This is a genomic window from Bradyrhizobium sp. JHI2711, assembly GCF_056156565.1.
Window position 1 is genome coordinate 1,056,195 of record NZ_JBPZPT010000002.1, and the last position, 14,123, is coordinate 1,070,317.

Below are 14,123 nucleotides of genomic sequence, written 5' to 3' on the forward strand. Positions count from 1 at the left end.
GGCTTCAACCCCCATTCGCGCGGGACGTATTGTCGGCAAGGCGCTTGGCCGTCTCGCGCTCGGCCAGCACCGCCTGTTTGGTGTCGACGGTCGGCACCGCGGACATGCCAGGCCGCAGCAAGCCGGTGAGGCTGTGGTCGTCGAGGACGATCTTCACCGGAACGCGCTGCACGATCTTGGTGAAATTGCCGGTGGCGTTGTCGGGCGGCAGCAGCGCGAATTCGAGCCCGCTCGCCGGCGACAGGCTGTCGACATGGCCGCGCAGGCTGATGTTGCGGAAGCTGTCGACGTGCAGCTCGACCGGCTGGCCCGGCCGCACATGGGTGAGCTGGGTCTCCTTGAAATTGGCGACGACGTAGACGGCGTCGAGCGGTACCACCGCCATCAATTGCGTGCCGGCCTGCACGTATTGGCCGACACGCAAGCTGCGGGCGCCGACCGTGCCGTCCACCGGCGCGGTGATCTCGGTATAGGACAGGTTCAGCGCCGCCTGCTGCGCGACCGCGCGGGCGCGTTCGAGCTGGGCGGTGGCCTGGGCGCGCTGGGTGGTGAGCACGTCGACCTTGCGCTGCGCGGCGACGAGGCCGGACTTGGCATGCTGCAATTGCGCGCTGCTGGCGCGCAGCGCCGCGTCGGTCTGCTGCGCGCGCTGGATCGTGCCGGAGCCCGACTTCATGAGGTCGTCGTAGCGGGCGCGCTCCTCCTGCGCGAATTTCAGATTGGCTTCTGCAGCGGCGACGTCGGCGGTGCTCTGTTCAATGATCGGCTGCTGCAGTTCGAGCTGGGCGTCGATGTTGCGGACCGAGGCTTCGCCGGCAGCGACGTCGGCTTTCGCCTGGTCGAGCGCCGCCTTGAAATCGCGGTCGTCGATCTTGGCCAGCAGCTGGCCCGCCCGAACCTTCTCATTGTCGCCGACCAGCACCTTGGCGATGTAGCCGGAGACTTTCGGCGCGACGATCGTGGAGTCCGCCTTCACATAGGCGTCGTCGGTGGATTCGAGGTAGCGGCCGTTGGTCCAGTAATCGTGTCCGTAGTAGGCCATGGTCGCAGTGCCTGCGAGCAGCGCGAGCACCAAGGCCGCGCGCCGGACCCTGTTCCGGGCCGGCATAGCGGGCGGCGCCTTGGCGTAATCGCGCGTGATTTCAGTGGCTTGCTGGAAGGTCTCGGTGCGGGGCATTTCGGACATTGCAGTCTCCTGTCGGCTCGCTGAGACTATCGGTCTTGCTGGCCCCGGATGATAATTGGCTAGATTTTGGAAGGATTATCCATTCAAGGTGGATAATCTGACCGGTCACCCTGGTTCGTGATGTCTACCGGGTCAGGCGAGCGGCTACGCAAGCGCGATTGCTGCTGAGGCGCACATCCCAGTCAAGGAAAGCCATGGATCGATTGACCAGCCTCGAAGTGTTCAGCCGGGTGGTCGAGACCGGCGGCTTCTCCGCAGCAGCCCGCAAGCTCAACATGTCGACCACCATGGTGAGCAATCACGTGCAGGCATTGGAAGACCGGCTCGGGGTGCGGCTGCTTCACCGCACCACGCGCAAGGTCAATCTGACCGAGATCGGGAAGGCCTATTACGACCGCTGCGTCCAGATTCTCGCCGATATCGAACAGGCCGACGACATCGCGAGCGAATTGCAGTCGGTGCCGCGCGGCACGCTGCGCATTCACGTCGCCACGCACATGGTGCCGTTCGTCGCGCCGATTGCGGCCAAACTGCTGTCGACCTATCCGGAGCTCAAGATCGATCTGCGCATGGGCGAGGCCGAGGTCGACCTCATCGAGGAAGGCTATGACGTTGCCCTGCGCATGACACAGCCACCGGATTCAAGCCTGATCGTGCGCAGCCTTGCCACCTGGCGCCACGTGCTGTGCTGCTCCCACGATTACATCGAGAAGCACGGCCGGGTGCAGAAGCTCGACGAGCTCACCGGGCACAATTGTGGTCGGCACTTGAACTATCCGTTCGGCGACGAATGGCGCTTCCTCGATCGCAAGGGCACGCCGGCCTCGGTGCGCGTCTCCGGCAGCTTCGTCACCAATAGCGGAGAAGCGCTGCGCGAGGTCGCGCTGGAGGGCGCCGCAATCTGCCTGATGGCGGGGTTCCTCATTCAGGATGATCTCGAAGCCGGCCGCCTCGTGCGCCTGTTGCCGGAATATCGGACGGTCGAGCTCTCCATGAACGCGGTCTATCCACATCGTCATCATCTGTCGGCGAAAGTGAGGACCTTCATCGACCTGCTCGTGCACCACAGCGCCGAGCAGCAGAAGCTGATCAACCCGTATTCATGAGACCTTTCACCGACGGCTCCACGTGCGGCAGAAAGCGTGTTGACAACGCCGAGTTGTCTGCAACAATACAACCTGAGATATGAATGATGTATTTGGGGCCGAGGCAATCGGTTCGATCCATTTTTTTTATTACGTTTCGTCCAGGCCAGGTTTCTAGCTTCTCCTCTTCCATCTGTTGCTCTTCCATGTGTGACGGATCGACCGGCGGCAAGCCGGTCAACGTTCGCTTGCGTGAGAGCTTCGCAAGGGATTGGCGGCATCATCCTGTGATGGAGCTGGATGGCTTGATCTGGCCCGACTGCCGCTCTAGGGAGGCTTCGATGACCATTGCCAGAGCAGGATGGATTGCGACTTTGCTGCTCGGCCTCGTGATGGCGGGGGGCGTGCAGCCTTCTCCTGCTGCGGCCGACGATGCGTGGCCGGTCAAGAACAAGCTGATCGGCAAGGACGGAGGCAAGTCGAAGGATGTCAGCGGCATCGCCTGCACGACCGCTGATGGGTTTCCCCGTTCGTGCCTCGTTATCGACGACAATCTCCAGGGCGCTCAATTCATCGAATTGACCGACGGCAAGCTCGTCGCCGGCAGCCCCGTGAAGTTGATCAACAACACGTTCAATGGCAAGGCGCTCGAACTTGATGGCGAGGGCGTCGCCTTCTCCAAACGGCAGTATTACGTCATCGGCTCGCATGGTCATCCGCGGGACAAGGACCACAAGCTCGACCCCAAGAAAGATGCCGATAAGATTCGGGCCAGGATTGCCGCAAGCAGCCAGATCGTTCGGTTCCGCACGACGGGGGCAGATGGCAATGCGTCGGGCATCGAGCGTACGGGGCAATTGCGAGAGGTCATCGCGGCCGAACCTGCGCTTCTCGAGTTCATGGATATCAGGCTGGAGAAGAACGGCTTGACCATCGAGGGCGTGGCGATCAAGGACGATCGGACGTTGCTCGCGGGATTCCGGGGGCCCGTCTTGAACGACAATCGCGCCGTCGTCCTGTCGGTAGAGATAGACGCGCTGTTCGGTGATCGAAAAAGCACGTCTCACCGGCTGTTCCGACTTCCGCTCGGTGACAACAGGGGTGTACGCGATCTCGCCGCGTTCGGCGATCGCACCCTCATCCTGGCCGGTCCTGGTGCGGACGGGCCGGGAGCCTACGCAATATATTCTTGGGACGGAGCGTCCGAGACCGTACGGCTATTGAAGGAACTCCCGTTCGATCCAAAGCGAAAGCCGGAGGGACTACTGCCGCTGGGCGCGACTTCCGCCGGATTGCGCGTCCTGATCATATTCGACAGCGATAAGGAAGGTACGCCCACCCCCATCGAAATACCACGATGAACGGGATCGGACCTCCCCTCGCCTTGTCCGGCCGGCCGAACGAACGAGGCGCCACCTTCCATCATTTCCGGAGGGAGTCCGTCAGCGAGCCGGTGGCGGCAAGCGGCCGAACGCAGCCTCGAGCGCCATGCCGATCGCGAGCAGGCGGGAATCGCTACCAGCGGGGCCATCGAGCTCAAGCCCGATCGGCAATCTGCTGCTGGCACCGAGCGCGATCGGGATCTGGATGCCGGGAATCCCGGCATTGCTGCCGGGGTCCGTGTTCTGAATGAACAGGCCGAAATTCTCGAGGCTGCTGGACTCCGGATTGGAGGGGATGGCGACGCGCGGCGTGGTCGGGAAGGCGATCGCATCGAGCCGGTTGTCGGCAAAGCTCCTGGTGTACAGCGCCTGCAGCGCGGGGCGCGCAATCTCGATCGCGGCGTCGTAGATCGGCTTGGCGTCGACCAGGGTGCCGTCGGGACCAGGCAGCTTGCGCGGGATCACCAAGCCGTCATAGGTGCCCTTCACATCGGCGCTGGCGATCTGCTCCGCCAATGCCGCGATGGAGAGGCCGGTGCCGGTGTGCCTGAGATAGGCGACCAGATCGTCATAGGCCTCGTACAGCGCGACGGGAAAGCTGACCTGGGCGTCGAGCTCTGCCAGTTGCGGCATCTCGATCCCGACGACCGTGACGCCTTGCACCTTCATTTTCGCGACGGCTTCCTGGAACGCGGCCTCGGTGTCGGCATCGAGATTGGCCAGCATCGATCTCGCGAGGCCGACGCGGACCTGCGTCAGATCCGCCGGCGCAAGCGCATCGCCACCGGCGATGACGCGGTCGAGCAGCGCGACATCCGCCATGGTCGCAGCCATCGGGCCTGCGGTATCGCGGGTGTGCGAGATCGGTGCGATGCCGTCTTGCGGGTAGCGGCCGACCGTCGGGCGCAGCGAGGCGCATCCGTTCAGGGCGGCAGGCACCCGCACCGATCCGCCGGTGTCCGTGCCGAGCCCGCCGGCGACGATCCGTGCGCCAATCGCCGCCCCCGTGCCTGACGAGGAGCCGCCGGCGATCAAAGTGCGATCATAGGCGTTGCGCACGCCATACTCGGCGCCGGTCTTGAACGCGGTGTTGTAGCCGGAGATGCCGAAGGCGAGCTCGTGCATGCTGGTCTTGCCGATGATGACCGCCCCGGCATCGCGCAGCTTTGTCACGACAGGCGCGTCGGCCTTCGGAATGTAATCCTTCAGCGCCGGTGTGCCGGCGCTGCAGGGCAGTCCCGCGACCTCGATATTGTCCTTGATCACGATAGGTACGCCGCCGAGCGGCTTTGTCTTGTCGCCTGCCGCGTCGAACGCGGCCGCGGCCTTCAAGGCGCCGGCTTCGTCCAGGGTGACAAAGGCATTGAGCTCGGCGTTGGCCTTGGCACGGGCCAGGGCTTCCCGGGTGAGTGCGGTGCTCGTGAATGTCCCGGCGGCGAGGCCGGCCGCGGCCTCCGTCAGTGTCAACTGGTCGAAATCCATGATGCATCACCCGATTGCAGGAGGCCATCAGAGCGCCCCTTAGAGGCTGAAGCGTCCGCGGCGCCGCGTCAACCGGTGGCGTGCATCCTTGCCGGCGATGGCGTGTCCAGTTCGGCGAGCAGCCGCTCGACTTCGGCCTTCACCTTCAAAATCGCGATGTCCTTCACCGGGCCATAGCCGCGGATATCCATCGGGCCTTTGGCGATCGCCACGAGATTTGGCAGATGCGCCGCATCGAGCTCGCCCAGCATCCGATCGACCAGGCCTTCATACCAGGCGATCAGTTCACGCTCGGCGCGCCGTTCCGCGGTGTAGCCGAACGGATCGAACGGCGTTCCACGCAGTGCTTTCAAGCGCGCGAGCATGGCCAGAGGCACCTGAATCCACTGGCCGAAGGCGCGTTTGCGCGGACGTCCCCGTGCATCGCGCCGCGACTTCAGAAACGGCGGGGCGAGGTGGTACTGGATGCTGAAGCCGTCCTCGAATTCACGCTTCAGCTCGTCGAGAAAGCCGCTTCGCATGTGCAGCCGCGCCACCTCGTACTCGTCCTTGTAGGCCATCAGCTTGAACAGGCCGCGAGAGACCGCCTCGGTCAGCGCCTGGCTGTTCAGCTTGGCCTCGGCATTGCGGACCTTTCCGACCATCGCCCGGTAGCGCGCCGCGTAGGCGTCGTCCTGATAGGTCGTGAGGAACTCGGCGCGCCGGGCAATGATCTGGTCGAGCGTCTCGGCTTCAGGTGCCTTGTCCGAGGTCGGCAGAAAATCCGGATCGGCAGCGGCGATCCGGCCCCAGGCAAAGGCCTGCTTGTTGCGCTCGACCGCGACGCCGTTGAGCTCGATCGCGCGGAGCAGCGCCTGCAGCGAAACAGGGACGAGACCGCGCTGCCAGGCAAAGCCCAGCATGATGATGTTGGCGTAGACGGCATCGCCGAGCAGGCGCTCGGCCAGCGCATTGGCATTGAACCTGTCGAGATTGTGCTCGCCGATGACCTGACCGATTGCGCGCAGGCGGCTTGGCGCAGCGAGATCGGCGTCGCGGAAGCGGACCACGTCGCCGGTCGGCATTTCCGCGGTGTTGACGGCGGCACGGGTGCCGCGGCGATATGTGCCTGATGCCTTGGGCGAGGAGCTGACGACGAGGTCGCAGCCGATCAGCGCATCGGCCGCGCCCTGGTCGATGCGAACCTGGTGCAGCGCCTCGGGGCTCGCGGCCAGGCGAATGTAGCTCAGCACAGGCCCGAATTTCTGCGCAAAGCCGGTGAAGTCGAGCACCGAAACGCCGCGGCGTTCCAGATGCGCGCCCATGCCGATCAGCGCGCCGACGGTGATCACGCCGGTGCCGCCGACGCCGGTCACCAAGAGATCGTAGGGCCGCTCGAGCGTTGCGGGCGCGGGCAGGGGTAGTGTGGCGGCGCGGTCGGCCGCGTCGATATGGCTCGCGCTCTTCTTCCGCCGCGTCGCGCCTTCGACCGTGACAAAGCTCGGGCAGAAGCCGTTGAGGCAGGAAAAATCCTTGTTGCAGGCCGACAGATTGATCTGCCGCTTGCGGCCGAACGGCGTCTCCTTCGGCTCGACGCTGAGGCAGTTGGATTCGACCGAGCAGTCGCCGCAGCCTTCGCAGACGAGGTCGTTGATGTAGGCGAAGCGCTTGGGATCGGCCATCTGCCCGCGCTTGCGCCGGCGCCGCTTCTCGGTGGCGCAGGTCTGCTGGTAGATCAGCACCGAGACGCCGGGAACCTCGCGCAGCTCGCGCTGCACGGCATCCATCTCCTCACGCGGATGGATGGTCACGCCGGATGGCAGGTCGGCCGGCCTGAATTGCGCGGGATCGTCCGACACCAGGGCGATGCGCTCGACACCTTCGGCGCGGACGCTGTGGGCGATGGCATGGACGCTGACGGGCCCGTCGACCGGCTGGCCGCCGGTCATGGCGACCGCGTCGTTGAACAGGACCTTATAGGTGATGTTGGCCTTGGCCGCGATCGCCTGCCGGATCGCCATCGAGCCGGAGTGATAATAGGTGCCTTCGCCGAGATTCTGGAACACGTGCTTGCGGCCGGTAAATCGCGATGAAGCAGCCCAGTTCACGCCCTCGCCGCCCATCTGGATCAGCGAGGAGGTCTCGCGGTCCATCCAGCTCGCCATGAAGTGACAGCCGATGCCGGCGAGCGCCTTCGATCCTTCCGGCACTTTGGTCGAGGTGTTGTGCGGACATCCCGAGCAGAAATAGGGCGTGCGCGTCGCGCCGCTGACATTGATCGTTCGCGCGGCTTCCGGCATCAAGGCGGCCGCGCGCGCGGCGAGATTGAGACCCGGAAACATCGGATCGAGCCGGCGCGCGAGCACGTTCGCGAGCGCGCGAGGCGACAATTCGCCGATCCAGGAGATCAGCCGTACGCCGGTTTCGTCGTGCTTGCCGACCATGCGCTCGGGCTTGCTGCCGGGATAGTCGTAAAAATACTCCTTGAACTGGCTCTCGATGATGCCGCGCTTCTCCTCGACCACCAGGATCTCGCGCTTGCCTCTCACGAACTCCATCGCGTCGTGCAGCGCCAGCGGCCAGACCATGCCGACCTTGTAGACGTCGATGCCGATGCGGCGACAGGCCGCTTCATCGAGGCCCATCAGCCGCAGCGCTTCCATCAGGTCGAGATGCGCCTTGCCGGTGGTGACGATGCCGTAGGTGGCGCTGGGGATATCGTAGATGTGCCGGTCGATCGGGTTGGCCTTGGCAAAGGCGTAGACCGCGTGCTTCTTCGCTTCCAGCCGTTCCTCGATCTGCGGGCCCGGCAAATCGGGCCAGCGATAGTGCAGGCCGCCCGGCGGCGGCGTGAAGTCTGGCGTGCGGAAGAGGCGCGGCGGGCGGAGCGCGACGGAGGCGCCCGATTCCACGATCTCGGAGATCGCCTTGAAGCCGACCCACATGCCGGAGAAGCGGCTCAGCGCGTAGCCATATTCGCCGAACGCCAGATATTCGCCGACGTCCGAGGGGTGCAACGTCGGCATGAACCAGCTCATGAAGGCGACGTCGGACTGGTGCGGCATCGAGGAGGAGACGCAGCCATGGTCGTCGCCGGCGACCACCAGCACGCCGCCATGCGGCGAGGAGCCATAAGCGTTGCCGTGCTTGAGCGCATCGCCGGACCGATCGACGCCCGGGCCCTTGCCGTACCAGAGCCCGAACACGCCATCGACCTCGCGGTCGCCTTGCGTCTCGACCTGTTGCGATCCCAGCACCGCGGTAGCCGCGAGGTCCTCGTTCACGGCGGGGAGGAATTCGATGCGGTCCCGCTTGAGCCGCTGCTGGATGCGCCAGAGCTCGAGATCGATGCCACCGAGCGGCGAGCCGCGATAGCCGGAGATGAAGCCGGCGGTGTTGAGCCCGGCCGCACGGTCTCGTCGCGCCTGGTCGAGCGCGATGCGGACGATGGCCTGCGTGCCCGTGAGGAAGACGCGGCCCTCCTCGCGTTCATAGCGATCGGAGAGCTCGTACGTGTCGAGTGACGGAGTGGCGTCCATGGCGGACCTCGCGCGGCATCCTGCCCAGTGATGGAAGGCTATGCCCGGGCCGCTGGTAGGTCTTACCTATTTATCCCTTCTGCTATGGAAATTCGGTACAATTTTGCATGCAGGCGTCCAATCTGGTAGATCTGCTCGAACTGGAGCCTCCCATGATCGAAGAGCAGGACACCCGCATTCTCGCCCATCTCCAGCGAGATGGCCGCGCCACCAATCAGCAACTCGCCGACGGGGTCGGCATGTCCACCTCGGCCTGCTGGCGGCGGGTGCGGGCGCTGGAGGAGAGCGGCGTCATCCAGGGCTATGCGGCGCTGGTCGCGCGCGAACGGGCAGGCTTTGCGATGTCCGCCATCCTCCACGTCTCGCTGGAGCGGCACGATGCAAAGTTCGTCGATGAATTCGTGGCGAGGGTCACCAAGCGCCGCGAGGTGCTGGAGTGTTTTGCGACCACCGGGGACGCCGATTATCATTTGCGCGTCGTCGTGCAGGACATGGCGGCCTACAACCGCTTCCTCGACGAGTTCATGTTCCGCATCCCCGGCATCCGCTACGTCCGCAGCAACGTGGTGCTGAAGGAGATCAAGACCAGCGTGGCGCTGCCGTTTTGAAGGAGGTGCTACGGCACAGCGATATCAACCTCCCGTAAACCAACACAGGCTGCAAAGTGGTAACTGAACATGCCATTCGTAGGCGGTTCGGCGTCGCGGCGGTATTCCGGTCAGTTTTGTCGCGCTCGTTCGCAGCTCGTTCACTTTGATCGACGGTTTGCGCCGCGCAATAACGACCACTTAGGCGATCGCCGCGCATAAAGGTCCCGGGAAAAATAGGCAGAAATGCCTGGGAGCTGAGATCGTGCCGACGACACTCGCGCGCACCTTTGCGGCGTTGAGCGCCATCAATGAAGCGATCCTGTACGCGAGATCGCCGGAGGAGCTGTACCAGAAGGTCTGCGACGCCGGGTTTTCGAGCGGGGATTTTCTGGCCGTTGCCGTTTTCCTGGTCGAGCTGGACGGCCGAAGGCTGCGCTACGCGGCCGGTTGTGGCGATGACGTTGCGCGGCTCCGCTCGATCGTGATCACGACGGAAGCCGGGACGCCTGAAGGATCCGGCGTCGGCGGCGAGGCGTTTCGCGATCAGAAGCTGTGCGTCAGCAACGACTATCTGAACGATCCGCGCTCGCTGGCGTGGCGCGAAGGCGCCGCCAAGGCGCATATCGGTGCGGCCGCGGCGCTGCCGCTGCTCTGCAATGGCAAGAGCGTCGGCGTATTGTATGTGACGCGGGGCGAGGCCAACTCGCTGAACGAGCAGATGGTGTCACTGTTCGAGCGCATGTCGGCGAACATTTCCTACGCGCTGGACAATTTCGCCCGTGAGACCGCGCGGCAGACCAGCGAGCGGGCGACGCGGCGCCTCAACCGCATGTTCGGCGCCATCAGCGCCACCAACGAAGCTATCCTGCGCGCCAAGACCGAGCGGGAGCTATACCAGCTCGTGTGCGACGCTTCGGTCCACAGCGGCAAGTCGCTGGCGACCATCGTGCTACTTCGCGAGCCGGACTCGCACTGGATGAAGCCTGTCGCCGCCACCGGGCAGAACCTCGATCTCGTCACCCAGGCACGCTATTCGGTCGATCCGGACAATCCTTACGGCAAGGGTATCTCGGGCGAGGTGTTCCGGACGCAGAAAGCCATTGTCGAGGACGATCTCGCCAGCCGCACCAGGGGCACGCCGTGGGAGCAGGCCAACGTCAACACCGGCGTCGCCGCCTGCGTGGTCGCGCCGTTGATCAGGCACGGCGAGAGCGTCGGCGTGCTGCTGTTCTTCATCAGCCGGTCCTGGGCCAAAGACGAGGAGATCGTCGCGCTGCTGCTGCGCATGGCCGAGAACGTCTCCTTCGCGATCGAGAATTTCGGCCGCGAGGCCGAGAAAGCCCGGATCTCCGCCGAAGAAGAGTGCCTGGCGCGCATGTATGCAGCGCTCAGCGCCACCAACGAGGCGATCCTGCGGGCACGGTCGCGGGCTGAGCTGTTCGACCTCGTCTGCGAGGCGACCGCAACGGGAGCAAAGTTCACCTCAGCCACCGTCGCGCTGGTCGACGATCGGACCGGGCTGCTGCGCGTCGTCGCCTGCTACGGCCCGAATGCGGATCAGGTTCGCAACTTCACGTTCTCCACCTCCGACCAGGTGCCCGAAGGGCGCGGCTTGACCGGCACCGCGTTTCGCACGCGCCAGCCCGCCGTCAGCAACGACGTGCTCGCCGACGACCGCATTGCGCCCTGGCAGGCCAGCGCCCGCCGCACCGGCATCGCATCCTCCGCGGCCTTGCCGCTGTTCAACGGTGACCGGGTCGAGGGCGTCTTTCTGTTCAACTCCCCGGAGCGCGGCACCTTCACGCCGGAGCTCGTCGAGCTGCTGCGCAAGCTTCAGGCCAACGTCGCCTTCGCGCTCGAAAGCTTCGACCGTGCCGATGAGAAGGCGCGGGCGGACAAGCAGCGCAATCGTCTGAGCGGAATGTTCGAGGCGCTGAGCGCGACCAACGAAGCCATCATGCGCGCCAAGACGCGCGAGGAGTTGTTCGACGCGGCCTGCCAGGCGGCCGTGCTCGGCGATCTGTTCGCCTCGGCGACGATCGGCATCATCGACGAAGCACGCGAACTCGTCCGCGTCGTTGCCGTCAAGGGACGCTTGCAGGAGCGCATGAGCGGGCGTACCTGCACCATTTCCGCCGACCATCCCGAGGGCCAGGGCATCATCGGCACCTCGCTGCGGACGTGCCGGCCCAGTGTGATGAACGATTATCTGAACGAGCCGCGCTCCGCATATTGGCGCGGGCAGGCCATCGAGGATGGAACGCGGGCTGCGGCGAGCTTCCCGCTTCTGAGAGCGGGACGGGAACCGGTCGGCATTCTGCTCTTCCTCGCACCGGAAGAGAATACGTTCACGCCCGATCTGGTCGAGCTGCTCGGGCGGCTCGCGGAGAACGTCTCCTTCGCACTCGACAATTTCGAGCGCGCCGAGGAGAAGGCCCGCACCGAAGCGCAGAAGGAGCGCCTGACGCGCATGTTCGCGGCGCTGAGCGCGACCAACGAGGCGATCATGCGCGCGAAGTCGCGGGCCGAGCTGTTCGACCTCGTCTGCCTTGCGGCGTCGAACGGCGCCAAGTTCACTTCGACCACGATTGCCCTGGCCAGACCCGGCACGGACCAGCTCGAGATCGTCGCCGCCGCAGGTCCCTCCGCCGGCACCACGCGCAATGTCCGTCTTTCCGTCGATCCCGAACGGCCGGAAGGGCGCGGCATGAGCGGCACGGCGTTCCGCACGCGCCAGCCCTGCATCAGCAACGATTATCTCAACGACGACCGCGTCCGTGTCTTCCACCCCATCGTGCGCGCGGACGGCGCGCGGTCGGGCGCCGCGTTTCCGCTCATCGTGCACGACCAGGCGGTCGGCGTCATGATCTACATGTCGACCGAACCGGCGACCTTCACGCCCGAATTCGTCGAGCTGTTGCAGCGCCTCGCCGACAACGTCTCCTTCGCGATGGAGAACTTCGATCGCGCCGACGAGAAGAACAAGGCCGACGAGCGCATCGAATACCTCGCCTCGCACGACAGCCTGACCGATCTGCCGAACCGCGAGACCTTCAACGCCCTGCTGCGCGAGGCGATCGATGCGGCGCAACGCCACGATCACCGCTTTGCGGTGCTGTTCATCGACCTCGACCGCTTCAAGGTCATCAACGATTCGCTGGGTCACGAGGCGGGCGACCTGCTCCTGCTCGAGGTGGCGAACCGTCTGCGCGGCGCCCTGCGGGCGAGCGACGTGGTCGCGCGGCTCGGCGGCGACGAGTTCGTGGTGATCCTCGACCAGTGCGGCGAGATCGAGGACGTCCAGCGCATCGCCACTGGGCTGCTCGCCGCGCTCGCCGAGCCCATGCAGCTGGCCGGCCACGAGTGCCATTCCACCGCCTCGATCGGCATCGCGATGTATCCGGCCAACGGCTCCGACGCCCAGACGCTGACCAAGAACGCCGACATGGCGATGTACCTCGCCAAGGAGGACGGCAAGAACGGCTATCGCTTCTTCTCCAACGAGGTGAAGACGCAGTCGATCGAGCGGCTGTCGCTGGAGAGCGCACTGCGCCGCGCGCTGGAGCGCGAGCAGTTCTCGCTCAACTACCAGCCCAAGGTGGACATGGCGACGGGTCAGATCACGGGCGTCGAGGCGCTGCTGCGCTGGACGCATCCCGATCTCGGCAGCGTCTCGCCGGCACAGTTCATTCCGCTTGCGGAGGAAACCGGGCTGATCGTGCCGATCGGCCGCTGGGTGCTGAAAGAGGCCTGCGCGCAGGCCATGGCCTGGCAGCGCCGCGGCCTGCTGCCGCTGTCGATGGCGGTCAACCTGTCGCCGCGGCAGTTTGCCGACGAGCATCTGTTGCAGGACGTGGACGAGGCGCTGGCGGCCTCCGGCATGTCGCCCGTGCTGCTCCAGCTCGAGGTCACCGAGAGCATGATGATGCGCAATGTCGGCCGCGCGCTTAAGGTGCTCGACTCCATCCAGAGCCGCGGCATCCGTCTCGCCATCGACGATTTCGGCACCGGCTATTCGTCGATGTCGCTGATGAAGCACTTCCCGATCGACACGATCAAGATCGACCGTTCCTTCGTGCGCGACCTGCCGCAGGATTCGGAGGATCAGGCCATCGCGCAGGCGATCATCAGCATGGGCAAGGCCCTCGGCATGACCGTCGTCGCCGAAGGCGTCGAGAACGCCGAGCAGGAGGCATTCCTGCGCGCCCATGGCTGCGACGAGATGCAGGGCTTCCTGATCTCCAAGCCGCTGCCGGCGCGGCAGATGGGCGAGCTGCTGCGGCCCATGGCGCTGCCCGTCGCGCCGCCGCTCCAGCCGGAAGCGGCCGACGAAGACGCAGCCTCAGGGCTGAAACGCGCTGTCGTCTGACGGCTGCGGGTGCAGCTCGCGCACCTCGTGCTCTTCCCCCTCGGCCTTGCTCGGAAAGTCCTGGGGACCGGTCAGTGAAGTCTGCTCGGTGAACAGCGCGAGAATGGCGCGCGCGCCCTCGGCGAAGCTCGTCCCTTCGCTCACGTTCAACGCGCAGCAGCTTGTTGCGCTCATCGGCTCCTGGTCGTCGACCACGGCCATCGCGGGCCCCCACCACCAGGCGGGCGCGGGCGAACGCTCGTTCTCCGGCACCACATGCCAGCGGACGAACTCCTCCATCACGCGCTCGAATTCCAGGCGGGCAGCCTGATGCATGTGGTCGATGCTCCCGGAATCGCGTCCGACGACGGGTCGACACGCTGACTAGATCGTCACGTCGCTCGGAAAAATCGGCTCGTGCAAGCGAACCGAACCATGAAAGGCCGACATGGCCGTCGGCAATGCGGATCGCGCGGCTGTCGGCAATGTGCCGGCGCAGCCGCGACAAGTCATTCTAGCCGCTGCAGGGCAC

Annotated in this window: 8 protein-coding genes; 4 read left to right on the forward strand and 4 right to left on the reverse strand. The window is 65.2% G+C overall.

The window, feature by feature from the left end; translation table 11 throughout:
• Nucleotides 1-4 precede the first annotated feature (4 nt).
• Nucleotides 5-1,186 carry an HlyD family secretion protein gene (locus ACTEK7_RS17525; protein WP_036021065.1) on the reverse strand — a complete coding sequence of 394 codons (1,182 nt, stop codon included), beginning with the start codon at nt 1,184-1,186 and terminating at the stop codon, nt 5-7.
• Between the two features lie 194 nt (nt 1,187-1,380).
• On the opposite strand from ACTEK7_RS17525, the gene ACTEK7_RS17530 reads away from it, so the two are divergent.
• The gene (locus tag ACTEK7_RS17530) at nt 1,381-2,292 is read left to right on the forward strand and encodes a LysR family transcriptional regulator (RefSeq protein ID WP_035997299.1); all 912 of its coding nucleotides are present in this window, start codon (nt 1,381-1,383) and stop codon (nt 2,290-2,292) included.
• 320 nt (nt 2,293-2,612) lie between these two features.
• Nucleotides 2,613-3,632 carry a DUF3616 domain-containing protein gene (locus ACTEK7_RS17535; RefSeq protein WP_157785978.1) on the forward strand — a complete coding sequence of 340 codons (1,020 nt, stop codon included), beginning with the start codon at nt 2,613-2,615 and terminating at the stop codon, nt 3,630-3,632.
• Between the two features lie 81 nt (nt 3,633-3,713).
• On the opposite strand, the gene iaaH is transcribed toward ACTEK7_RS17535, so the two are convergent.
• Together iaaH and ACTEK7_RS17545 are read right to left on the reverse strand one after the other, a co-directional pair.
• On the reverse strand, nt 3,714-5,135 hold the full coding sequence (gene iaaH / locus ACTEK7_RS17540; RefSeq protein WP_036021070.1) for an indoleacetamide hydrolase: 1,422 nt from the start codon (nt 5,133-5,135) through the stop codon (nt 3,714-3,716).
• Between the two features lie 68 nt (nt 5,136-5,203).
• Complete coding sequence (locus tag ACTEK7_RS17545) at nt 5,204-8,653, reverse strand: indolepyruvate ferredoxin oxidoreductase family protein (protein ID WP_036021072.1); 3,450 nt, start codon at nt 8,651-8,653, stop codon at nt 5,204-5,206.
• A 152-nt stretch (nt 8,654-8,805) separates the two neighbouring features.
• Here ACTEK7_RS17545 and ACTEK7_RS17550 point away from each other — a divergent pair, with 152 nt between their 5' ends.
• Together ACTEK7_RS17550 and ACTEK7_RS17555 are read left to right on the forward strand one after the other, a co-directional pair.
• Nucleotides 8,806-9,261: an Lrp/AsnC family transcriptional regulator gene (locus ACTEK7_RS17550; protein ID WP_036021113.1), complete on the forward strand. Its 456-nt coding sequence runs from the start codon at nt 8,806-8,808 to the stop codon at nt 9,259-9,261.
• Nucleotides 9,262-9,505: 244 nt separating this feature from the next.
• On the forward strand, nt 9,506-13,612 hold the full coding sequence (locus tag ACTEK7_RS17555; protein ID WP_225146294.1) for a bifunctional diguanylate cyclase/phosphodiesterase: 4,107 nt from the start codon (nt 9,506-9,508) through the stop codon (nt 13,610-13,612).
• Here ACTEK7_RS17555 and ACTEK7_RS17560 read toward each other — a convergent pair.
• Complete coding sequence (locus ACTEK7_RS17560; RefSeq protein WP_035997356.1) at nt 13,586-13,927, reverse strand: hypothetical protein; 342 nt, start codon at nt 13,925-13,927, stop codon at nt 13,586-13,588. The two genes, ACTEK7_RS17555 and ACTEK7_RS17560, sit on opposite strands and share 27 nt — an antisense overlap.
• Between the last annotated feature and the right edge of the window lie 196 nt (nt 13,928-14,123).

Excerpts from the sequence above, each read along its gene's own strand:
- ACTEK7_RS17550 (WP_036021113.1), top strand. The coding sequence starts at position 8,806 with ATGATCGAAGAGCAGGACACCCGCATTCTCGCCCATCTCCAGCGAGAT.
- ACTEK7_RS17560 (WP_035997356.1), bottom strand. The coding sequence starts at position 13,927 with ATGCATCAGGCTGCCCGCCTGGAATTCGAGCGCGTGATGGAGGAGTTC.
- ACTEK7_RS17535 (WP_157785978.1), top strand. The coding sequence starts at position 2,613 with ATGACCATTGCCAGAGCAGGATGGATTGCGACTTTGCTGCTCGGCCTC.
- ACTEK7_RS17530 (WP_035997299.1), top strand. The coding sequence starts at position 1,381 with ATGGATCGATTGACCAGCCTCGAAGTGTTCAGCCGGGTGGTCGAGACC.
- iaaH (WP_036021070.1), bottom strand. The coding sequence starts at position 5,135 with ATGGATTTCGACCAGTTGACACTGACGGAGGCCGCGGCCGGCCTCGCC.
- ACTEK7_RS17525 (WP_036021065.1), bottom strand. The coding sequence starts at position 1,186 with ATGTCCGAAATGCCCCGCACCGAGACCTTCCAGCAAGCCACTGAAATC.
- ACTEK7_RS17545 (WP_036021072.1), bottom strand. The coding sequence starts at position 8,653 with ATGGACGCCACTCCGTCACTCGACACGTACGAGCTCTCCGATCGCTAT.